This is a genomic window from Vibrio fortis (assembly GCF_000695685.1).
Taxonomy (GTDB): domain Bacteria; phylum Pseudomonadota; class Gammaproteobacteria; order Enterobacterales; family Vibrionaceae; genus Vibrio; species Vibrio fortis_A.
In genome coordinates this window covers 1-20062 of the sequence record NZ_JFFR01000012.1, presented here as the reverse complement: position 1 = coordinate 20062, position 20062 = coordinate 1, and the positions used below count along the sequence as shown (strand labels likewise).

Annotated in this window: 20 protein-coding genes; 11 read left to right on the top strand and 9 right to left on the bottom strand. The window is 44.3% G+C overall.

Translation table 11 applies throughout. From position 1 onward, the window contains the following. Window positions 1-41: 41 nt before the first annotated feature. Window positions 42-431, bottom strand: a complete 390-nt coding sequence (locus tag VFDL14_RS15165) for a hypothetical protein (RefSeq protein ID WP_050487368.1) — start codon at window positions 429-431, stop codon at window positions 42-44. A gap of 319 nt (window positions 432-750) precedes the next feature. Further along, window positions 751-999 carry a hypothetical protein gene (locus tag VFDL14_RS15170; RefSeq protein WP_032550422.1) on the bottom strand — a complete coding sequence of 83 codons (249 nt, stop codon included), beginning with the start codon at window positions 997-999 and terminating at the stop codon, window positions 751-753. Window positions 1000-1231: 232 nt separating this feature from the next. On the opposite strand from VFDL14_RS15170, the gene VFDL14_RS15175 reads away from it, so the two are divergent. Continuing rightward, window positions 1232-2836 carry a mechanosensitive ion channel family protein gene (locus VFDL14_RS15175; protein ID WP_032550421.1) on the top strand — a complete coding sequence of 535 codons (1605 nt, stop codon included), beginning with the start codon at window positions 1232-1234 and terminating at the stop codon, window positions 2834-2836. A 143-nt stretch (window positions 2837-2979) separates the two neighbouring features. Next, complete coding sequence (locus VFDL14_RS15180) at window positions 2980-3807, top strand: RecX family transcriptional regulator (RefSeq protein WP_032550420.1); 828 nt, start codon at window positions 2980-2982, stop codon at window positions 3805-3807. Here VFDL14_RS15180 and VFDL14_RS15185 read toward each other — a convergent pair. Then, window positions 3797-4591 carry a response regulator transcription factor gene (locus VFDL14_RS15185; protein WP_032550418.1) on the bottom strand — a complete coding sequence of 265 codons (795 nt, stop codon included), beginning with the start codon at window positions 4589-4591 and terminating at the stop codon, window positions 3797-3799. The genes VFDL14_RS15180 and VFDL14_RS15185 overlap by 11 nt on opposite strands. Window positions 4592-4863: 272 nt before the next feature. Between VFDL14_RS15185 and VFDL14_RS15190 the strand changes: the two genes are divergently transcribed. The 3 genes from VFDL14_RS15190 to VFDL14_RS15200 all read left to right on the top strand — a co-directional run bounded on the left by VFDL14_RS15190 (window position 4864) and on the right by VFDL14_RS15200 (window position 7366). Next, window positions 4864-5736, top strand: a complete 873-nt coding sequence (locus tag VFDL14_RS15190; protein ID WP_032550417.1) for a DUF3187 family protein — start codon at window positions 4864-4866, stop codon at window positions 5734-5736. A 159-nt stretch (window positions 5737-5895) separates the two neighbouring features. Continuing rightward, on the top strand, window positions 5896-6930 hold the full coding sequence (locus VFDL14_RS15195; RefSeq protein ID WP_032550416.1) for a porin: 1035 nt from the start codon (window positions 5896-5898) through the stop codon (window positions 6928-6930). A gap of 130 nt (window positions 6931-7060) precedes the next feature. Then, window positions 7061-7366, top strand: coding sequence for a hypothetical protein (locus VFDL14_RS15200; protein ID WP_032550415.1), 306 nt, complete (start codon window positions 7061-7063; stop codon window positions 7364-7366). Between the two features lie 152 nt (window positions 7367-7518). Here VFDL14_RS15200 and VFDL14_RS15205 read toward each other — a convergent pair whose 3' ends face one another. Beyond that, window positions 7519-9366 (bottom strand): M3 family metallopeptidase, encoded by a 1848-nt coding sequence (locus tag VFDL14_RS15205; protein WP_032550414.1) that lies wholly within the window; start codon window positions 9364-9366, stop codon window positions 7519-7521. A gap of 476 nt (window positions 9367-9842) precedes the next feature. On the opposite strand from VFDL14_RS15205, the gene VFDL14_RS15210 reads away from it, so the two are divergent. From VFDL14_RS15210 to dbpA, 3 genes are all read left to right on the top strand, one after another. After that, on the top strand, window positions 9843-10433 hold the full coding sequence (locus tag VFDL14_RS15210; protein ID WP_032550413.1) for a hypothetical protein: 591 nt from the start codon (window positions 9843-9845) through the stop codon (window positions 10431-10433). Between the two features lie 140 nt (window positions 10434-10573). Further along, window positions 10574-11482 carry an aldo/keto reductase gene (locus tag VFDL14_RS15215; RefSeq protein ID WP_032550411.1) on the top strand — a complete coding sequence of 303 codons (909 nt, stop codon included), beginning with the start codon at window positions 10574-10576 and terminating at the stop codon, window positions 11480-11482. A gap of 227 nt (window positions 11483-11709) precedes the next feature. After that, window positions 11710-13089: an ATP-dependent RNA helicase DbpA gene (gene dbpA, locus VFDL14_RS15220; protein ID WP_032550410.1), complete on the top strand. Its 1380-nt coding sequence runs from the start codon at window positions 11710-11712 to the stop codon at window positions 13087-13089. 75 nt (window positions 13090-13164) lie between these two features. Here the strand turns inward: dbpA and VFDL14_RS15225 are convergent, their stop codons facing one another. Continuing rightward, window positions 13165-13338, bottom strand: coding sequence for a hypothetical protein (locus VFDL14_RS15225; RefSeq protein ID WP_032550409.1), 174 nt, complete (start codon window positions 13336-13338; stop codon window positions 13165-13167). 247 nt (window positions 13339-13585) lie between these two features. Between VFDL14_RS15225 and VFDL14_RS15230 the strand changes: the two genes are divergently transcribed. Next, window positions 13586-14425 (top strand): DUF6279 family lipoprotein, encoded by an 840-nt coding sequence (locus tag VFDL14_RS15230; protein ID WP_032550408.1) that lies wholly within the window; start codon window positions 13586-13588, stop codon window positions 14423-14425. A gap of 42 nt (window positions 14426-14467) precedes the next feature. On the opposite strand, the gene VFDL14_RS15235 is transcribed toward VFDL14_RS15230, so the two are convergent. From VFDL14_RS15235 to VFDL14_RS15240, 3 genes are all read right to left on the bottom strand, one after another. Continuing rightward, window positions 14468-15091, bottom strand: a complete 624-nt coding sequence (locus VFDL14_RS15235; protein WP_032550406.1) for a PolC-type DNA polymerase III — start codon at window positions 15089-15091, stop codon at window positions 14468-14470. Between the two features lie 34 nt (window positions 15092-15125). After that, window positions 15126-15518 (bottom strand): PPC domain-containing DNA-binding protein, encoded by a 393-nt coding sequence (locus tag VFDL14_RS0123060; protein ID WP_032550405.1) that lies wholly within the window; start codon window positions 15516-15518, stop codon window positions 15126-15128. Window positions 15519-15591: 73 nt separating this feature from the next. Further along, window positions 15592-16785 (bottom strand): DEAD/DEAH box helicase, encoded by a 1194-nt coding sequence (locus tag VFDL14_RS15240; protein WP_032550404.1) that lies wholly within the window; start codon window positions 16783-16785, stop codon window positions 15592-15594. A gap of 180 nt (window positions 16786-16965) precedes the next feature. Between VFDL14_RS15240 and bluB the strand changes: the two genes are divergently transcribed. Beyond that, a complete protein-coding gene (gene bluB, locus VFDL14_RS15245; RefSeq protein ID WP_032550403.1) occupies window positions 16966-17640 on the top strand; it encodes a 5,6-dimethylbenzimidazole synthase in 675 nt (224 codons plus the stop codon). Between the two features lie 57 nt (window positions 17641-17697). On the opposite strand, the gene VFDL14_RS15250 is transcribed toward bluB, so the two are convergent. Beyond that, window positions 17698-19311, bottom strand: a complete 1614-nt coding sequence (locus tag VFDL14_RS15250; protein ID WP_032550402.1) for an NAD(P)/FAD-dependent oxidoreductase — start codon at window positions 19309-19311, stop codon at window positions 17698-17700. Window positions 19312-19549: 238 nt separating this feature from the next. On the opposite strand from VFDL14_RS15250, the gene fdxA reads away from it, so the two are divergent. Then, on the top strand, window positions 19550-19873 hold the full coding sequence (gene fdxA / locus VFDL14_RS15255) for a ferredoxin FdxA (protein ID WP_032550401.1): 324 nt from the start codon (window positions 19550-19552) through the stop codon (window positions 19871-19873). Window positions 19874-20062: the final 189 nt, after the last annotated feature.

Sequence of the window (20062 nt, the reverse complement as noted above, 5' to 3'; positions counted from 1 at the left end):
TATCTCCAAAAAGTAAATAAAAAGGGTGAGAGGCCCTTTATCTACTCTCTAAATATACAGTGCTCTAAATGAATGCGGTGCTTTACTGTTCTTGCAGCTCGATCATGATTCGCTGGGATTCGAGATGATCTTGGCGCGCTAACGAGTGCAATAACAAGTAAGAAAGTGAGAGGGAGAACCCAACCAGTCAGCGGCGCTGAAAAAGACGGTAAGTTTTTGGAAAGGCTACAGCTACTCTTATCAGGAGAAGTTAAAGGCTGAGAAGCCTCAGGTCCAAATACATTGTTGAACAGCGACTGCATCTCTGAGCTTGATTCAACAGACGATGCAACTTGAGCTGAATTAGCCATTGAAAGTACAGGCTTCGAGAGTGATTTACCTTGAGATATACCAAACGCCAAGCAAGTCATGATGACTAACCCGGTTAGCATTAAAGCCCAAATTGAGCGCTGCTGAGTTTGGTGATAGTTAGGTAAAACAGACAGTGTAGAGTCCTGCACATTATAAAATTGAGTGAACTAGGGTAGTGAATAAATGATTGGCCGACAAGTCATAATCGCGTTAAGGCCAACAACAAATGTAACAAGTTGAATGGGGAGACTGATATTTAGCACAGAATAATCGTTAATGAAGAACGGACTTAACGGGAAAGTGGTACAAAAAAGCCAACCCTTTGGCTGGCTTTAGACTTTTAATTTAGCGAGTACAGCGAATTTCGTGAGTACGGCTAACTTAGCGAGTGAGGCTAATTTAGTGAGTACGACGTGGGCCGTTGCGCACTAGGTCTTTACCCGTTTCGTACACTTCATCAGTGATCCAGCGAGCAAGAAGAACTTGGTGGCTGCTGTTGAATACAGCAACGAAGTGACGACCGTCAGAGTTGTTGGTTGCCATACCTACGCCTTCAACACCTTCTAGGCCTAGACCGCCAGATTCTACGTCGATCAGAAACTTCTCTAGCTCTTCCAAAGAATCAATAATTTCAAGTTCGTTGTTCATCTTTATTACTCGTTATTTTACTGTTTAGCGACTTCTATTATAGCTTGTTATAGAGTTGCATTTTTCTGTTGGGCGCTACTCTACAGGTCATCCGCACAGATTGAAACTCTCAAATTTTTGAACTCTCTAGTAATTCTGAGTGAGATTTGAATTAATTCCATTTAAATAATTGTTATTCATATTCTTTTTACTACTCTTTAAAGTGGTTTTCGGTCTTTATTAGAGGTTAAGGATGATGAATTTTTGGCGATATCTACTGTTGATGTTGGCACTGGTAACGTCTGTGAGTTTTGCAGAAAGCATCGAGAAAATATCAGAAACTCAAGATCAGTTAATGGTGGAATTAGCGGAGCTACAATCTGCTCATGAGGCTGAAAAGCCTTTTCTAGAAGATATTTTGAGACGTAAGAATCAAGCATTGCGTGATGAGCTTTTCACTCAGCTCTCTTCCGACAATAAACAACTGGTGGACAAAGTACTAGGGCAGCAAGTGACGATGCTTGAGCAGCTGCTCGAAATGAATGAAGTTAAAATCGTAACTCTGAGTAAGGAAAATCGGACTACAGAGGGCGAGGCGAAGAAGAGCATTGAACTACGCGTCCAAAAACGCATTGGCATGATGGATGATTATTATCGTCAATTAGCCAAAACGCTGACTTGGTCGAGCGATCGTGGAATCGATGTTGCAGCGTCGAAAGAGAAACTAAAAAAGGCGCTCGTTGCTCGGTCTGAATATCTAACCAATGCCATTTTGTACACAGACACACAACGCCAAGATTTGGAAAAACGTCTTGGATTTGTTGGAACTGATGAAAAGGCGACCATTAACAGTGAGCTGGAACGCTTTAGTGAGCGCACCAGTGTTATGGTTGGCAGCCTAGAAGAAACCATCTCACTTATGGAACCTTACGGGGTTGATGTTACGTCATTCAAGCGAGTGCTATTGGCAACAACAGGCGATATCAATGCGGATGTTTTGGAGTGGAGCGTCGCTAGTGAACTGCTAGAAGGTTGGGTAAGAAACTTTGGCTCATGGGCATTTGAGAATACTCCATCGTTTGTGGTGAAGCTCGCGCTGTTCTTGGGGATTCTCTACGCAACCAGCCTACTTGCCAAGTTAGCTCGAAAAACAGTGAGAAAGAGTGTCTCTCACTCAAAGATGGACTTCAGTGTCTTGATGCAAGATTTCTTTGTCTCTATCGCATCCAAGGCAGTGGTTTTCATCGGCTTGCTGATTGCGCTATCTCAGATTGGAATCGAGCTTGCGCCACTGCTCACTGGTTTTGGTGTAGCAGGTGTGATCATCGGTTTTGCGTTGCAAGATACGCTCTCTAATTTCGCTTCTGGTTTGATGATTCTCATCTACCGCCCTTATGACGTTGGCGATATGGTTAAAGTGGCGGGAGTGCAAGGCACAGTAAAAGACATGAGTTTGGTGTCGACCACGGTGCAGACCATTGATAACCAAAGGCTAGTGATTCCAAACAACAAAATTTGGGGCGATGTGATTAACAATATTACTGCGGAGCGCGTGCGTCGTGTGGACATGGTCTTCGGTATTGGCTATTCCGACGATATCGACAAAGCGAAGTCGGTATTGAATGACATCATCATCAATCATCCTAAAGTGCTGAAAAAACCAGAGCACATGATCAAGCTGCACACACTCAATACCTCTTCAGTGGACTTTGTGGTTAGGCCTTGGGTGAAAACCGACGATTACTGGGATGTGTATTGGGATGTGACAGAAACCGTTAAGAAACGATTCGATGAGGAAGGCATTACTATTCCATTCCCTCAACGCGATGTGCATATTTACAATCACGAGCAAAACTAAATAGAGTGGCTGCAAAATAGACTGATTAATAGACGCCTAAGTAGGCGTCTATTTTTTAGCGTGTAAGTGCTAAGCGATAAATGACTGTTAAGCCAAATAATTCGGTATGATAGCCACAGACTGAATTAGTGAAGAATAGTGGCATGGATAATCCAGAGCAAAAACCTCGAATTAGAAAAGCGACACGCATTGAGAGTGTTATGAACTCTGCGATGTGGCATCTTACTCAGCGAGACATGACAGAGCATGAGCTTGTCTCAAAGTTGAAGGTTAAAACAGACAACCAAGAGTGGATCGACGATGTGCTTCAACGGTTGCGTGACTTTGGGTATCTAAAATCAAACCAAGACTTCGCTGAGCAGTTTGTTGAGCAGTCGTTTTTTGGCGAGTTCGGCTCCGCGTATATTGTTGAAAAGCTTAAGAAGAAAGGCCTGAAAGACTCCGATATCTACGATGCGATCCATAAGGTTAAAAGTGACAAGAATATTGACGAACAATCGCTTCTCAATGATCGAATTAACAACTACTACAATGACTTCAATATGAGTCGTGAGAAGTTGGTTTCTACCTTACAGAAGCGTGGATTTAGCTATCAACAAGTTAAGATCGCTATCGATCAACACCCAAGTAGCTCAAACCTGAAAACCAACATTCAGATAAAAGCAGAAAAGGCGGATTTGGAAAAAGAGGTCTTGAAATACGCTCGAAAAGGTAAAGGTCTCACAGCTATCAAGCAAGAGCTAAAACAGCGACAAATTGATACCAGCGGCATCACTGAACTTGTCGACAGGTTGATCAATGAGGAGCAATTAGATTTCTATTCAAGCTGTTTAGAACAACTTCAAAAGAAATCTTATGATGTGACTGATCATAAAGAGCGAGCAAAGGCCTACGCCATGCTCACTCGTAAAGGTTTTTCTTCTGATGAGATTAAGTTTGCGCTCGCCGAGGTTGAAGGCTCTAACGAATAGCGTTGGAGTTTTCTGCAATCCCAAGTCCGTTTCTCAGTGCGAACTGAGTCAACTCAATATGGTTATCTAGCCCAAGCAGCCCGAGCATTCGGTACTTATGTGATTCAATGGTTCTTGGGCTCAGGTGAAGTTTTTCTGCGCACTCTCTTGCGCTATTGCCTTGGGCGATCAACGCCAGTACTCGAGACTGCTTCTTTGATAACAGCAACAGCTTATCACTGTCGTCTTGAAGGCAGGTTTCGCTCTGTTTCAGTGAGCGCGCTAGCGTTGAGTGTTGCCAGTAACAGAGCCAAATTTCACATATCAACTTAAGGCGTTGAATGTCTTCTTTCGCAAGCTGTCTTGATGGCTCGTGAAAGTTGCTAAACGACAGCGCTCCCCAGCGCTGGCCAAACAGTTGTAGCGGGATAATGCAGTGCCATCTTCCCCCTTCGCGGTAGAGCTGTTGCAGCACAAAATTATCGCTGTTCTGCATTTCATACTCGTTGAAGGTCAGGTACGTCTTTGAAGTTTTCAGTAGCTTTAGGTAATCAAGATGATTACCACCAACAAACAGAATCTTATTGATTTGAGGGATATGTTTTTTGGATACCGAACAAGTTTTCCCCTCTTCTAGGCAGACCATCGAGTTTGGGAAAAGCGTTAGCCTGTCGATATCAAACCAATCGAGAACATCAAACCCCGCTTCAGACCAGGCTTGATTGAAGTTAGTAGGGTCACAGTTGATCAGGGCTGATGACTGCTCCATGACAAGTTGTTCGAAGCTCTTTTTGATTGTGTCCATGTGTCTACCGGGTGTTACTGTAACGATTAAATGGGTAAAAATTAGTGATTATGTACACTGTTCAATTGCGAATTTATAACATGTAATGATAGATAAGAAAACTGGATGGTTGCAAAGCAGTAGATGTACTGCATAAATTTTTGGTGAAATTTACGACAATTCATCGGTTTTTATTATAGCCAGTAATCGTTATGAAGCCCTTAAACACCATTACTTTATCAACTGCTCTTTTTCCCACGTTGTTCTTATCTTTTGATGCAGTTTCCTCTCCGATGTTTGTCTACGCTCAGTCGCCCATTCACTCTAATGTGTTGTCGACGCAACTTAGGAGTGCCGAGCCAAATAGGGCAGGGACGTTTGAGTTTAAGTCCTCCTACACTCAAGCAAGTATTTGGGCTCACACCAGTGACTATGCTTTGGATTATTATCAAAACCAGACTCATCTAGCGCTGCAATGGCAGGCATCTTCTGTATGGAAAACAGAGTTGGAGTATCGCAAAGTAACGGCAGTAGATAATGGTCTAGACAGCTTTGTGATGGGTTTTCATGATCTATTTGGTATCGGACAAAATGGTCGCGACCAAGTCGATAATGACCAGTTCACCATGGATTTTCATAACGCGGGTATCTCGATATCGGACTTTGAAGGAGACGACCTGACTAACGCCGTGACTTGGTACAACGAGTTGTTGCTGTATTCGCAAGGCCCAAGTTCACTGTCTGTGGGTGGTTCATTGTTCTACAACAAGGTGAAAGATGGCGAATTCGCACGTTCAAGCTTCGAACAAGGAGTACAGGCCAATTACAGCTTTATGACTCCGCAGCATCGAGTTTTTTCAACTTTGGGTTTAGTCCATCGTAACGGCGACAAATACGTAACTGAGCTTGAAAACTTCAGCTTTAGTTGGGCTGTCGGATACGAGTACATGTTCAATTTACGCCACAGTGTTGTTCTTGAGTCATTGAACTATCATGGTTGGGCGACCAACGATCCAGACTTTTCAGAACCTTCGAACGAAGTGGTGCTTGGCTATCGCTACCGCTTGCAACCAGTCATGATTGAAGCTTTAATGACTGAAAACATCCGTAACATGGATAACAGCACGGATATCGCTTTCACCTTGAGTTTTAGAATTCAAATATAACCTGAGTTGTATATATAGAGTTCAAATAAAATTCAGGGAAATTATGAAATGCCGTAAATCTACGGTACCTCGTGAAACGAAATTTAATAAGAATGGCGCCACACCAAAAGTCTTGCTGATAAAAGACTTAACAAACACAACATATAGGTAGTGGTCACCATGAAAAAAACTCTAATTGCACTTGCGATTGCAAGCATCTCTAGCTCTGCGTTCGCTGTAAACACAAGCAGCCAAAATAGCCAAAACGAAGAAATGTTCGCGTTTAATCCAATGCACAAAGATCAGTTCTCTGTGTCTGGTTCTTTCGGTGTTGGTGGTTACTACGACACAGGTTCAAAAGCATTCTACGATGATTGGGCGACAGGTCTAACACTGGCTCTTAACTACCGTAACAACCGCGTTGTTGCTTACGTAGAAACAGACTTAATGCTTAACTACACGACAGACAACAACGTTGCAGATGCTGACGCAGCAACTTCTGGTTGGGTTAACGGCATCGATACTGGTCCTGCAACGCACGTGGATAAAGCTTGGATCGGTTTTGACACTGGTTACGGCATCGCGTCTTTCGGTTGGGAGAACGATACAGCTCTAGATAAAGTTGACGGCGCTGGCGACACAACTTACGAGTTCGGTGCTTCTGCAGGTGATGCATCAGATGCGTTTAACGTAGTTAAGTTCCAAGGTGCAACTAACGGCTTCGCTTACGGAATCTCTTACTTCGAAACTGACGATGACCACAACGACGCAGACAAAGGTGTGAATGGTTACATCGGTCTTGAGCAAGAAGTATTCAGCGTATACGCGGGTTACGAAACTCGTGATGATGAGAAAGACTACGAGGTTTACTCTCTATCTGGAAACATGAAGCTAGGCTCAATGACTCTAGGTTTGAACTCTTGGATCGACCAAAACGATGAAATGAAGAACACAGGCTTCTACTTCTCTGGTGGCTACACGCTGTCTGAAGACCTAACTATTGCTGCAGGTTACGCGTTCAACACCAACGAAGAAGACAATGCATCTGACATCGACTCTTCTTACATCAACGTTGCTGCAATGTACCGTATCTCTGCAAACGCTGACATGGGTATCGATATCAAACAAGACCTAGAAGGTGCTCGTATCGGTAACTCAAGCCTTCAATACGATGAAGAGACTCACGTATTCGCAGCGGCTTACTACTACTTCTAATAGCCATATATGGAGGGGGCATGCCCGGTCTCCCTCTGATTATGTGTCTTAATGATATATCCACTGTTTAATTTAAATGCCACTTCGTCATGAAGTGGCTTTTTGCGTATTTATTTTTCTGAGAACTATTATGATTAAAAGCATAACAGCGCAGGGGGTGATTTATGGTAACCCTACACTGTTTACGTGCAAGCCTAACCGTGACGGCCAATATGAATTGGCTCGCAAAGTAGGGCGAGCTCCAGGTTCACGACCTCAAGATTCACAGAACAAGGTCTATGTAAGCTCATTAGATGAGGCGGTAAAGCTTCTTAAAACACAGCATTACTACATTGTTCTATCTGGGAAGGTATTTGGTATTCATCGTAAGTCTCTAAGAAGCATCGATTCTGTCGACATTGTTTGTCATGGTACTGAAACTACCACATCGGTCTAGTTCGGATTTTAAGTGAGCTTAGCAGACCAAAGCCTTTTAGCTGTCACCCATTACGGTAGTGCTTGGTTTACTTGAGTTATTAAAAAGCCGCTCAAATCACAATGATGAGAGCGGCTGTTGTTTGTGCGGTCTAGCTTAGATTTATTGGGTCGCTAAGCGTGGTATTTCTCTGCGATATAACCTTCAAATGCAGTAAGCATAGCTTCATCTGATTGTTGGTTGTTTGCGATCTCAAAGGCGCCATCAACAATGCTGATCTTCGCATTCAAGCTACTTGCGTGTGCTCTTTCTCTTGTTGCGAATGCCGCTATCTTCTCTTGCTCAATCTCCCAAGCTTGCTCAACTGTTAGGTTACAGGCATCAGCTAAATGCTTAGCATTAAAACCTTCCCCAGTTAGACGCTCAATGGTGGTGTTGTGGTTAACACTATTACCAGCGTGCCAGTAATGTTCTGCCAATAGAGGCCCAATTTCCGGGTTATCGGTTAAGTAACCAAACTTGTTCGTGAAGTACGCTCGTGTTTGGTATACCGCCATATGTGCCAGCAGGTAACCTTGGTAGGCACAAGCAGCTTCATCAGAAAGTAGGTGTGGAATTGCCATCAATGGACGTGGGCTTGACTCTAACCCTAAGATTTCCAACTCAGTACGACGAGCAAGCTGAGTAATGTTTTCTGGCGTTAGCTCGTTATCGTTAAGCTGATATAAGGCACGCTCGAAGTACGGAACAACCAGAATACAACGCTCTTGATACGCCTTGAACGGTTGTTTGCTGTCGATCATCGCTTTGATCAGTGAATCAGGTACGGACTCGCCTTTGTCATTTAATGCGTATTGTTTTAACCAATCAGCATCATCAAGCAAGCTATCACAGAACATAGATTGTGTTTCTGCATAAGCCATCGACGTTGGTGAAAACTCTTGCGAGAAGCAAGGTGCGTTCATCTTCACGTTAGCAAAGTGCGCGGCATGACCACCTTCATGGAAGAGGGTATTGATACCGTCAAAGCCGCTGCCAATTTGATCTGGCTTTGCGTTACTGGTGAAATTAACCTGCGCAGGCACCCATTGGCTTTGGTCGTAAAATGACGGCGTTGGACCGTGACAGAAACCATTCGGGTATTTGCCTTTACGGTCTAGCAGGTCGAGTTTGAGTGTGGCTTGTGAGTACTCAATATTCAGACGACCAAACGACTCTACCCAGCGACGCAGAGATTTTGAAAACGGCACGTAAGGATCGAGTTCGTTCATCACATCCCCAGCAAAAGAGTAGGTGAAGTTGTGACCTAGTAATGCTGACTCTCCTTTTTCTTTCGCTAGGTTAGCCAGACTCTTTAAATGGCTGTCTCGGGTGCGCACTTCAAAGTCATCTAAGATCGAAAATAGCTCTTGCGAAGTCATCTGCTCGGTTTTCACTACCGAATAGTCGAAGTAGTTGTTGTAACCTAGCGCGCGTGCGAAAGCATTTCTCTGTTTGATGAGCTCAATGAAGCCGTTGCCGAGCAGCCACTGTTCAAGATCAAGCAGCGCTTGGTGAGCAGAACGACGCACAGTCTCACTGCCGCTGTTTCGAATCGCAGAACCCAGCACCGGTAGCGAGCCTTCGACTTGCTCACCTTCTTCGTTGGTGTAGGTCATGGTGTGATTCTGCTTTTTCTCAAACAGTTCAGCTTCGAATGCAATTAGCTCTCCTTTGAGCTTTTGTGCCTCGTCACCTTCTATGGCATGAGCTTTGAACGTTGCTAACCAACCTTGAAGACCCGTTGTTGTCGCGACTCTCTCTTCGTTATCTTGAATTAGATTCACGTTATTCAACTGTGCGTCAACTTCAGCAATTTTGTCTGCATTACTAAGAAATTGAGTCCATGCCGTTTGAGCTTGTGTCGACCCATCATGATCGTCGCTGATTCCCATATAGGTATCCCAAAAGAAAGCTTCTTTCTCTTGGTGAATAGCGAGGTACTCTTTGTTCAGTTGGTCGAGGTATTGAGTTGGGTTCATTTCATTCCCTTAATTGATATCCTGTTTGTGTGGCTATCTACCAATGTCATTGGCCTTTAATAATGTGATTATCGACGTCACGATCTGTTGATTTAATCAATTACAGATGGAGTTGATTCATTAAAGTCATTGATATCTAGAAGGTTATTCCTAGGCCACAATGGTGCAAATCATACTTGAACGAGTTGCTCTGCACAGTGACGTCTATTCCTAAATGGTTATTTATTTACTCAATATAAGGCGATTATGGGTTCATTTTCTGTATGCCAAACCGTTAACTGCGTGTTGAAACACAAAATATGGAATGGTATTCTATTTGTGTAATGGTTCTCAACGTGATGGATTACGTTATTTAAGCAAAGTGAATTTCTGTAGCGGGCATGTATGCTCGCTTTTTTTTGCTTTCCACTCAGAGAGTCGTACTTATTTAACCCGCGCGAACGTATAATTGGGGAATCTCAGATAAGGATTGCTCGATGAAATTCTCTTCAACTCTTTGCCTCTCTTTTGCTCTTCTATTTAGTCATGCAGCACCTGCCAGTGAGTCTTGGTGGTTTCGTGCTGTGTTTAATAGTGATTTAAGTGCTCCTGATACTGCCAGCCTAATGCATGATGCTGAGCTGTTTGACTGTGGTGAAGAAGAGGGGACTTTGTTGTGCAGTGATGAGACAAACTACTATGATCTAAAAGTGTTTGTTGAACTCGAGTTGATGGAAGGAAAAGTATCTTCAACCAGACTCTCTTTACCCAATTCTAAGTTGAATGATACCAAGGCCCAGCTCTACTTGCGTAAAGATGGCTTACAACTTAAGTCTGCGACCATCAATGGCGTTACCTTCGATGTTTTGAAGGAACTTGAGCTGGCCGATGAGCAAGGAAATAGCCCACAAAGTGTTGACCAAGCATTGGTGACTTTTCTTAACACGACGTCTTCATCGAGCTCTACCTTGGACAGCAATAAATCCTTGGTTTGGCATTGGCCAGACAATGAAGCAGCTTTGGTGATGATGCGCCATCAAGATCAAGAGATCATCATCGAACTCACGAGAGACATGGTTAACCAATAAACAGCCTTTGTTTTTTCTGACGATGTTTTTGTAACAAGTTCACATTTTTATAGTGGGGCGTATCGGCGAAGGCTTTATTAATTTGAGGCTATAATTAAATAAGCATAGGATACGGTTATTACTGATATAGGAGATAACCCATGGTTGCAAAAGTAACAATCGCGCCACAAGGCCCAGACTTTTCTGAGCTGGTTCAAGGATACTGGCGTATGGCTGAATGGGGCATGACTCCGCAACAGCGCCTCACTTTTCTCAAAAAGCACATTGACCTTGGTATAACAACGGTCGACCACGCAGACATTTATGGTGGCTATCAATGTGAGAAACTATTCGGTGAAGCGCTGGCTTTAGACCCGAGCGTGCGCGAGCAGATTCAGATCGTCACTAAGTGCGACATTAACTTGTGTGGAGACCATACTCCTGACCGCAAGATCAACCACTATGACACCAGTGCTCAGCATATTTACCAATCAGTGAACAACTCTTTGGAGCGTCTCGGCGTTGATGAGATTGACGTTCTACTTATTCACCGCCCAGATGTACTGATGGATGCCGATGAAATGGCAGAAGTCTTCAACGAACTGTATAAGATCGGTAAAGTGAAACACTTTGGTGTGTCTAATTTCACTCCTCGTCAACTGGAGCTTTTGCAATCGCGCTTAGGTAAGCCTTTGGTTACCAACCAAGTAGAGATCAATCCACTTAACTTTGAAGTGGCTCATGATGGAACTCTGGATCAACTTCAGATGAACCGTATTCGTCCAATGGCTTGGTCTTGCCTTGCTGGTGGTGAACTATTTACAGGTAAGAGCGAGCAAGCCGTTCGAGTACGTAATGAACTTGAAGCGATTCGCAAAGAGGTTGGTGCTGCAAGTATCGACCAAGTGATTTATGCATGGGTTCGTCGTCTGCCATCAAAACCCTTGCCGATTATCGGCTCAGGAAAGATTGAGCGAGTGCAAACAGCGATTGATGCATTGAGCATCGAGTTGACACGAGAGCAGTGGTATCGTGTTTGGGTAGCATCGAAAGGTCACGGTGTGCCATAGACTGAAACTAACGTTATATAAAAAAGCCAGCTACTAAAGCTGGCTTTTTCGATATTTTTTGAACATATAGAACGACGATAAGCTTTGTAGAAAGGTGGAGGTATCTAGAATTTGAGATATATTCACTCCCTTTATTAGTGAGTAGATCATCAACGGCTACTATTGAGTGGAATATTTTCTAAAAACACTCATAATGCACTCTGTTTTTCATTAGCTGGAATTGTCCTGTGACCACTGCAAAATTCTCTTCAATTGCCCTAAAACCAGAACTTATTCAAACTCTGGATTCACTGGGTTATACCGAAATGACACCGATCCAAGCACTGAGCTTGCCTTCTATTCTTGGTGGTAAAGATGTCATCGGCCAAGGTAAAACGGGTTCAGGCAAAACCGCCGCCTTTGGTTTGGGTGTGCTACAAAACCTTCGTGTTAAGCGCTTCCGTGTTCAATCACTGGTGCTATGTCCAACACGTGAATTGGCTGACCAAGTGGCGAAAGAGATTCGTACACTGGCTCGTGGTATCCATAACATCAAAGTGCTGACGCTTTGTGGCGGTATGCCAATGGGGCCACAAATTGGTTCTCTTGAGCATGGTGCTCACATTCTTGTGGGTACACCTGGTCGTATTCTTGATCACCTTGATCGTGGTCGTATCGATCTATCTGAACTGAACACATTGGTTTTGGATGAAGCTGACCGCATGCTAGAGATGGGCTTCCAAGATGCAATTGATGCGGTGATTGATGCTGCGCCGAAAGAGCGTCAAACATTGTTATTTAGTGCGACGTTCCCGAAACAGATCAAGTCGATTGCTGATCGTATTATGAATAACCCTGAGATGGTGAAAGTAGAGTCGACACACGATCACTCAAGCATCCAGCAGCACTTCTATAAGCTTGAAGGCACGGAAGCGCGTGACGATGCGCTAGAGTTGCTGTTACTTCATCACCAGCCAGAATCTGCGGTGGTATTCTGTAACACTAAGAAGGAAGTTCAGAACGTAACAGATGAACTCGCACATCGCGGTTTCAGCGTAATTGAACTGCATGGGGACATGGAGCAGCGTGAGCGTGATCAGGCGTTGGTTCAATTTTCAAACAAAAGCATTTCGATTCTGGTGGCAACAGATGTCGCGGCTCGTGGTCTGGATGTAGACAACCTAGACGCAGTATTTAACTTTGAGTTGTCGCGCGACCCTGAAGTTCACGTACATCGCATTGGTCGTACTGGACGTGCAGGTAGCAAGGGTGTTGCTTGTAGCTTCTTCAGTGAGAAAGAGATGTATCGCGTCGCTCAAATTGATGAGTACATGGATATGCCGATTGAGCCATCTGAGTTGCCAACCAAACCAGTTGCGAAGCCATACTACTCAAATATGGTAACGATTCAGATCGATGGTGGTAAAAAAGCGAAGTTACGTGCAGGTGACATCCTAGGGGCGTTGACGGGCCAAGGTGGTATTGAAGGTAAGTCCGTAGGTAAGATTAACCTTTTCCCAATGCGTGCTTATGTCGCAGTTGAAAAATCGGTGGCGAAGAAAGCGTTACGTAAGATTGAATCTGGTAAGATGAAGGGAAGACAGTTCCGAGCTCGAATTCTAAAGTAATTCGAACGACCAAGTTCTTGTGACGCCTTAACGGCACTCTGATTTCAAAGTGCCGTTAAGACTATCCACACAGCTCTATTCATCTGGGCGAATAGAATAGAGATCATTGATATGCTTACCCTCACCAAGATACCAATTCATAGCTTCCTGACGATTGTTCGCTAATATCCTTACTGTGGTTATTTTTCCATCTTCAAAATAGCAAAGCTCATATTCTATTTCGCTCGAATAATGAGGAATAGCGGCCATAGATTGCCTCCCAAATACTAACCTTCGATATTTTATGCAAATATCATACCTTTCTGTATGTTTAGTTGCTTATCTATTGGTCAATAAATTACGAAATTCATCACTGCCAACAATTAATTTTATTTTAAGCATTTACCCAAATAGAGAACTTGGCAAGTTCATCTCTCAATTTCTTTATAAATCCCGCCAAATGAAGCACAACAATCTAAACTATCTGTGAGTAAACGTTGCAGACAGAGTGAGTTGTATGAAATTTCATCGATATTTAGCGGTTATATTGGCAAGCCTTGCTACATTTGGGTGTGCTACCAAATTTGCATACAACAATATTGATTGGTTCATTATTTCGTATATTGAAGACCTAGTGCCTTTAAATTCAGTCCAAGAATCGGAATTAGAGAATCGCCTACAAGACCTACAGCAGTGGCATAAGTCCACTCAACTTCCATTATACATTCAGCAAATCAATAACATTCAGCAGCAAAAGCGGCAATCGATCACCGCTGATTTTATTCAGCAACAGGGTGATGAAATTAGAACGCATATTCGAACTATCGTGACTGAGTTTTCGCCAGATATATATGCACTGAGCTTGCAGTTGTCACCAGAACAAGACCAAGAGTTCTTAGAAAATTTTAGAGCGAAGCAAAAGGAATATTATGATGAGCGTTTATCGTTGGATGATAAAGAAGCTCGCGAGTTCTATTCCGAACGAGTAAGAAAAAGAGTGGAGCGCTGGCTCGGAGATATAAGCTCGGAGCAAGAAACCATCATTAAGAATTGGGCTAACGAGTGGGTAAATACGAATCCTGATTGGCACCAATATCAGAAGAATACTTATCAAGCGGTATCAGACCTAGTCGAGAAAAAGGTTGATTTACCATTCGTTCAGGTAACAACCATGCAATTGTTGCTGAATAATGAATCTTATTACCCAGAAACATTACCCGACAAATTGAAGAAGAATAGTGCCATTTCAGCGAAGCATTTAATGTTCATTGCACAATCAAGTAGTGAGAATCAGTGGCAATATTTTATGGATGAACTGGGTACATTAAAGTCTACTCTAATCGACTTACAGAAGTAGCTTCGTGCCCATGACTGAATAGTCAAAGGCATGAACGAAGTGCTAGCTCACTTGGTTTGCCAATAGTTTTGATACAGCGGTTTTGCTGGTTTTTGAGATCTTCCGCATTAAAGCGAAATCGGGGTTGGTAATACCGTGTCCAGACGCTAGCTCGTCTAACATCACCAACCACAATTTTGCTGTCATCTCTGAATCCGCTAAGGCTCTGTGAAAGGTACCGTCGTTTTCGATCTGTTTGTATCGTACTAGATCGCCTAGCTTATGTGTTGGTGCATCTTGGATTAAACGGCGTGCAATCAACATTGAGCACGCGAATTGCCCATCATAATTTCTACCCACTTGCTCAAGCTCAGCATCCAAAAAACGCTTATCAAAAGAGGCGTTGTGGGCCACCAAATGGCTACCTTGGATAAAGTCTGCGAATTCTGTCATAACCTCTTCGCAGCTAGGGGCAAGCCTTAACATGTTATTGGTAATGCCCGTGTAGCCCTCAATAAAACTGCTGACTCGAAAACCTGGGTTCATTAACTGCTGAAAGGTATCAACGACGACGCCATCAACCAGCTTTACTGCACCAATTTCGATAGCGCGGTCGCCCATGTTAGGAGACAGGCCAGTGGTTTCGAAGTCGAGTACGATAACTGAGTGGGCAGAAGAAGACGGCATAATGGTTCCTGATGAAAATGGTTTAGCGACGATTTTATTTGATGACAAGTTCGGTATAGCCAGTCGACTCATCATGTTCACGGGTAAACGCGAGCTCTGGGTAAGTGTGTAAGATAAGTTCAGCTGTTGTAGCGATAAGTGTGCCTTCTAGCAGATGCCCGCCGATGACCTTTCCTTGATCGTCCGCTACTGAGATATGAATGTGCTGGTGGTTGGGCGTTAGAGTTCCCATTACCGAAACTATCTCAAATGGCGCGTCAATTTGTAGAGTTTGGTCAGCGTTGGCGAGTCGAAGGTTGATGATTGAGACACAACCGACACAAGATGCGATGGTACCTGCCGATACTTGGTGCTGGTTAACCAACTCTTGAATCGACAGTTTAAGGTCTTGGCCTCGGGTTAGTCTAACTGCTACTGGAGTGATCATAGTGTTTCCTTAAATCAACGCTAGAAGGAAAGACAGAAGCGAAGCCGGATGACTTCGCTTCTTACTGACTGCGTTACTTCTGTTGTTCTCTTTTATGTTTAGGCACAAAGTTTAATACAGAAATCGGCACAGGCTTACGCGGCTCAAAGCCTTCAATCACGCGGCGCTCAATCAAATGACCGAGGCGCTTTTCAATGATACATAGGTTCTTGAAATCATCTTTTGATAAGAATGAGATCGCTTCACCTGAAGCATCTGCACGGCCAGTACGACCAATGCGGTGTACATAGTCATCCGCTGGGAATGGCAGGTCGTAGTTGACTACGCGAGTCAGGTTGTCGATATCGATACCACGAGCAGCTACACCTGTCGCTACAAGGAATTTCACTTTTCCTTTTTTGAAGTCAGCTAGAACTTTCTCACGAATCGCCTGGCTGCGACCACTATGGAAAGACTCAGCGTGGATACCACGCTTCTCCAACTGAGAAACTAACTTGGCTGCACCGTGTTTGGTCTCAATGAAGATCAGAGCTTGTTCCCAGTTTCCTTCTTGGATCATATGGCTTAGGAGTGCTGATTTACGGTCTTTATCAACAGTAACTAACCACTGCTCAATGTTGGCCTTCGATGCGGCATGCTTAGCAATTGAGATCTCTTCCGCTTCTTGAATAGCACTCTTAGCAAGATCTCTAACTGGGTTCGATAGGGTAGCCGAGAACAGCAAGTTTTGTACGTCTTGAGGAAGACGTGCGATGATCTTGTTGATGTCTTCAATGAAGCCCATGTCTAGCATACGGTCAGCTTCATCAAGAACCAGTACTTCTACTTCTTCAAAGTAAACCGCTTTTTGACCGTACATATCGATCAAACGACCTGGCGTCGCAACCAAAATATCGACACCTTCAATGAGGCGCTCTTTCTGATGCTTGTACTCAACACCACCGTACATTGCCAGTGAGGTTAGGTTAAGGTGCTTCGCATACTTTTTGATGTTGCGATCAACCTGAACGGCTAGCTCACGAGTTGGCGCTAAAATCACAGCACGAATGCGTTTTTTACGCTGAGTCGTCCCTTTGCTCAACATCTCCAAAATCGGCAACACGAAGCTCGCGGTTTTACCAGTACCGGTTTGCGCTGCGGCGATAAGGTTACGACCAGAAAGAACAATAGGAATTGCTTTTTCTTGGATAGATGTCGGTTTATCGTAGCCGAGTGCATTAACGGCTTTAACAATTGGGGAGCTTAATCCAAGTTTGGAAAATGGCATAAGGGTCTCAGTTAGGTTGGCTGTATTAGCGGTGGGTTGGAACAGTCATTAAGACAAAGTCTATGATGATGCGGGGCATTCTACCACGTTGCCTGACTACCGCTAGTTTTATGGTGGCTTTAGTTGGATAATGCCCTTTCAATCGCTCACTCAAACCGCTCAACTAAGTGATAGGGAAGTATGGAAATCACGACCAACGAACGCGACGCCGTTTACAAGACTATTTTTTCACGCCGAGATGTTCGAGGCCAATTCCTGTCAGACCCTATATCTGAAGAGGTGTTAATGCGAGTGCTCACTGCAGCGCATCATGCGCCAAGTGTCGGTTTTATGCAGCCATGGGATTTTATCGTGGTGCGAGACGCGGAAACCAAACAGAAGATAAAGCGTGGATTCGACCAAGCTCATGCGGAGTCGGCAGAGATGTTTAGCGATGAAAGGCAAGCGCTCTATAAAAGATTGAAGCTAGAGGGCATTGTTGAGTCGCCAATCGGTATCTGTGTGACTTGCGATAGAAACCGAACCGGTCCGGTTGTTCTTGGCAGAACAATTAAGCAAGAGATGGACTTGTACAGCACTGTATGTGCGGTTCAAAACCTGTGGTTGGCTGCAAGAGCAGAAAACCTAGGGTTAGGATGGGTGAGTATTATTCATGATTCGGCGTTAAGAGATGCTCTGGAGATCCCAGAAGAGATCGATATCGTTGCTTACCTTTGTCTTGGTCATGTCGAGCACTTTAAGGATAAGCCTGAGTTAGAAACTTTGGGGTGGCTGCCACGACGTGATGTGAACTCGGTAATTCACGAAGGAAAGTGGAAACCTGAACAGGTCGAGTCTGCTGAGTCTGATAAATAAAACGAATAAAAAAGGGCTCTAAGAGCCCTTTTTTAATCAAGTTTCGGTGTCGGACCGTTACTCTGCTGCTTGACCAGTCATAGATAGCGCTAGCGCTTCTGCGGCCTTGATACCATCAATACCCGCTGACAAGATACCACCTGCGTAACCAGCACCTTCACCTGCAGGGTAGAAGCCTTTCAGGTTGATGCTTTGGTAATCTTTACCACGCTTGATACAAACAGGAGAAGATGTACGAGTCTCAACACCTGTTAGTAGGCCATCTGCACTAGCGAAGCCTTTGATCTTCTTATCGAACGCTGGGATAGCTTCACGAATTGCTTCGATAGCGAAGTCAGGCAGCGCTTTAGAGATATCCGTTAGGTGGATACCCGGTGTGAATGATGGTTGGACATCACCTAGCTCGCTTGGATCGCGACCTTTCAAGAAGTCACCAATCTTCTGCGCCGGTGCATCGTAGTTTTCACCACCTAGCACGTATGCGCCTGTTTCCAATTCGCGTTGGAAGCGGATACCTGCCAGTGGGTCACCTGGGTAATCGCGTTCAGGGTCAATGCCAACAACGATTGCACTGTTCGCGTTACGCTCGGCACGTGAGTATTGGCTCATGCCGTTAGTTACAACGCGGCCTTCTTCAGAAGTCGCAGCAACCACAGTACCGCCTGGACACATACAGAAGCTGTAAACGGTACGACCATTCTTACAGTGGTGAACCAGTTTGTAGTCCGCAGCACCAAGAATTGGGTTTCCTGCATTTGGACCGAAACGCGCTTCATCAATCATTGATTGTTTGTGCTCGATACGGAAGCCAACAGAGAATGGCTTTGCTTCCATGTAAACACCGCGTTCGTGCAGCATTTCGAATGTATCACGAGCACTGTGGCCTACCGCTAGGATCACGTGGCGAGATTTGATCTCTTCGCCGTTAGATAGGGTCAGGCCTGTGATTTGACCATCTTCCATGTGGATGTCGTCAACACGTGTGCTGAAGCGAATTTCGCCACCAAGCTCGATGATTTTCGCACGCATTTTTTCGATCATGGTAACCAGTTTAAAGGTACCGATGTGCGGTTTACTTACGTATAGGATCTCTTCAGGTGCGCCTGCCGCAACAAACTCTTCGATAACTTTACGACCGTAGTGTTTTGGATCTTTTACTTGGCTGTATAGCTTACCGTCAGAGAATGTACCCGCGCCGCCTTCACCAAACTGTACGTTTGATTCTGTGTTCAGAGTACGTTTACGCCAGAAACCGAAGGTATCTTTAGTACGTTCACGAACTTCTTTACCACGCTCAACAACGATAGGCTTGAAGCCGCTTTGCGCTAGGATAAGCGCTGAGAATAGGCCACATGGACCAAAACCGATAACGACAGGGCGCTCAGTTAGGTTTTCAGGTGCTTGTGCAACAAACTTGTAAGCCATGTCTGGCGTTACTTTCACGTGAGGGTCGCTCACGAACTCTTCGAGTAGAGCTTCTTCGTTTTCTACAGCGACATCGAGAGTGTAGATAAGAAGGATCTTTGTTTTCTTACGAGCATCGTAGCCACGTTTAAAGATATTAAAAGAGATAACCTGATCAGCAGTGATACCCAGTTTCGCTTCAATTGCGTCTTGGATTTCGTGCTCTTCGTGGTCGAGTGGAAGTTTAATTTCGGTTAAACGTATCATGTATGGATGTCTCGTTTTATAGGTGTCTTAGCTTGGCACTGCGGATCTCATCATAGTTGTTGAGAGAGTGCTTCGCTCACAATGGCGCGCATTTTACGAGAAATTGAATTCTCTGTCATAATAAATTGAAAGCAGAAGCGAATTAGAGATGATATTCCCCTGCGATGATATTGAATTTTGTCTTGGGATGAGTATTATCCCCATTCCTCAATTTTGACTAACTTAAGAGCAGAGCAACATGGCATTTGTCGTCGGCGATAACTGTATCCAATGTAAATACACTGACTGTGTGGCGGTATGTCCCGCAGACGCATTTCATGAAGGTCCAAACTTCATGGTAATCAATCCGATTGAGTGTATTGACTGTGGCCTATGTGTGCCGGAATGTGATGCCCAAGCGATCTTCCAAGAGGACGAAGTACCAGAAGATCAGCAAATCTACATTGAGCTGAATGCGGAATTAGCAGAGCTGTGGCCTGTTCAAACTGAAGTGAAGCCTGCGATGGATGAAGCTGAGAAGTGGAATGGTGTGCCAGATAAGCTAGGTATGTTAGAGAAATAGAAAACTGAATGATTTAGAGGGTTGGTATGAAAATGCCAACCCTTTTTACTATCTCATGATACGAGATACGAGATACGAGATACGAGATACGAGATACGAGATATGATGTTGATGTGGCCCCTAAAAAGTAGACACAGGGGTTTAGTTGATTAGCTCAAAATCCATGGGGCTCACTCCACCTAGAGTCCC

What these genes read in the sequence shown, in the direction of transcription:
- VFDL14_RS15165 (WP_050487368.1), bottom strand. Translation starts at nt 431, where the DNA reads ATGCTAACCGGGTTAGTCATCATGACTTGCTTGGCGTTTGGTATATCT.
- VFDL14_RS15170 (WP_032550422.1), bottom strand. Translation starts at nt 999, where the DNA reads ATGAACAACGAACTTGAAATTATTGATTCTTTGGAAGAGCTAGAGAAG.
- VFDL14_RS15175 (WP_032550421.1), top strand. Translation starts at nt 1,232, where the DNA reads ATGATGAATTTTTGGCGATATCTACTGTTGATGTTGGCACTGGTAACG.
- VFDL14_RS15180 (WP_032550420.1), top strand. Translation starts at nt 2,980, where the DNA reads ATGGATAATCCAGAGCAAAAACCTCGAATTAGAAAAGCGACACGCATT.
- VFDL14_RS15185 (WP_032550418.1), bottom strand. Translation starts at nt 4,591, where the DNA reads ATGGACACAATCAAAAAGAGCTTCGAACAACTTGTCATGGAGCAGTCA.
- VFDL14_RS15190 (WP_032550417.1), top strand. Translation starts at nt 4,864, where the DNA reads ATGTTTGTCTACGCTCAGTCGCCCATTCACTCTAATGTGTTGTCGACG.
- VFDL14_RS15195 (WP_032550416.1), top strand. Translation starts at nt 5,896, where the DNA reads ATGAAAAAAACTCTAATTGCACTTGCGATTGCAAGCATCTCTAGCTCT.
- VFDL14_RS15200 (WP_032550415.1), top strand. Translation starts at nt 7,061, where the DNA reads ATGATTAAAAGCATAACAGCGCAGGGGGTGATTTATGGTAACCCTACA.
- VFDL14_RS15205 (WP_032550414.1), bottom strand. Translation starts at nt 9,366, where the DNA reads ATGAACCCAACTCAATACCTCGACCAACTGAACAAAGAGTACCTCGCT.
- VFDL14_RS15210 (WP_032550413.1), top strand. Translation starts at nt 9,843, where the DNA reads ATGAAATTCTCTTCAACTCTTTGCCTCTCTTTTGCTCTTCTATTTAGT.
- VFDL14_RS15215 (WP_032550411.1), top strand. Translation starts at nt 10,574, where the DNA reads ATGGTTGCAAAAGTAACAATCGCGCCACAAGGCCCAGACTTTTCTGAG.
- VFDL14_RS15225 (WP_032550409.1), bottom strand. Translation starts at nt 13,338, where the DNA reads ATGGCCGCTATTCCTCATTATTCGAGCGAAATAGAATATGAGCTTTGC.
- VFDL14_RS15230 (WP_032550408.1), top strand. Translation starts at nt 13,586, where the DNA reads ATGAAATTTCATCGATATTTAGCGGTTATATTGGCAAGCCTTGCTACA.
- VFDL14_RS15235 (WP_032550406.1), bottom strand. Translation starts at nt 15,091, where the DNA reads ATGCCGTCTTCTTCTGCCCACTCAGTTATCGTACTCGACTTCGAAACC.
- VFDL14_RS0123060 (WP_032550405.1), bottom strand. Translation starts at nt 15,518, where the DNA reads ATGATCACTCCAGTAGCAGTTAGACTAACCCGAGGCCAAGACCTTAAA.
- VFDL14_RS15240 (WP_032550404.1), bottom strand. Translation starts at nt 16,785, where the DNA reads ATGCCATTTTCCAAACTTGGATTAAGCTCCCCAATTGTTAAAGCCGTT.
- bluB (WP_032550403.1), top strand. Translation starts at nt 16,966, where the DNA reads ATGGAAATCACGACCAACGAACGCGACGCCGTTTACAAGACTATTTTT.
- VFDL14_RS15250 (WP_032550402.1), bottom strand. Translation starts at nt 19,311, where the DNA reads ATGATACGTTTAACCGAAATTAAACTTCCACTCGACCACGAAGAGCAC.
- fdxA (WP_032550401.1), top strand. Translation starts at nt 19,550, where the DNA reads ATGGCATTTGTCGTCGGCGATAACTGTATCCAATGTAAATACACTGAC.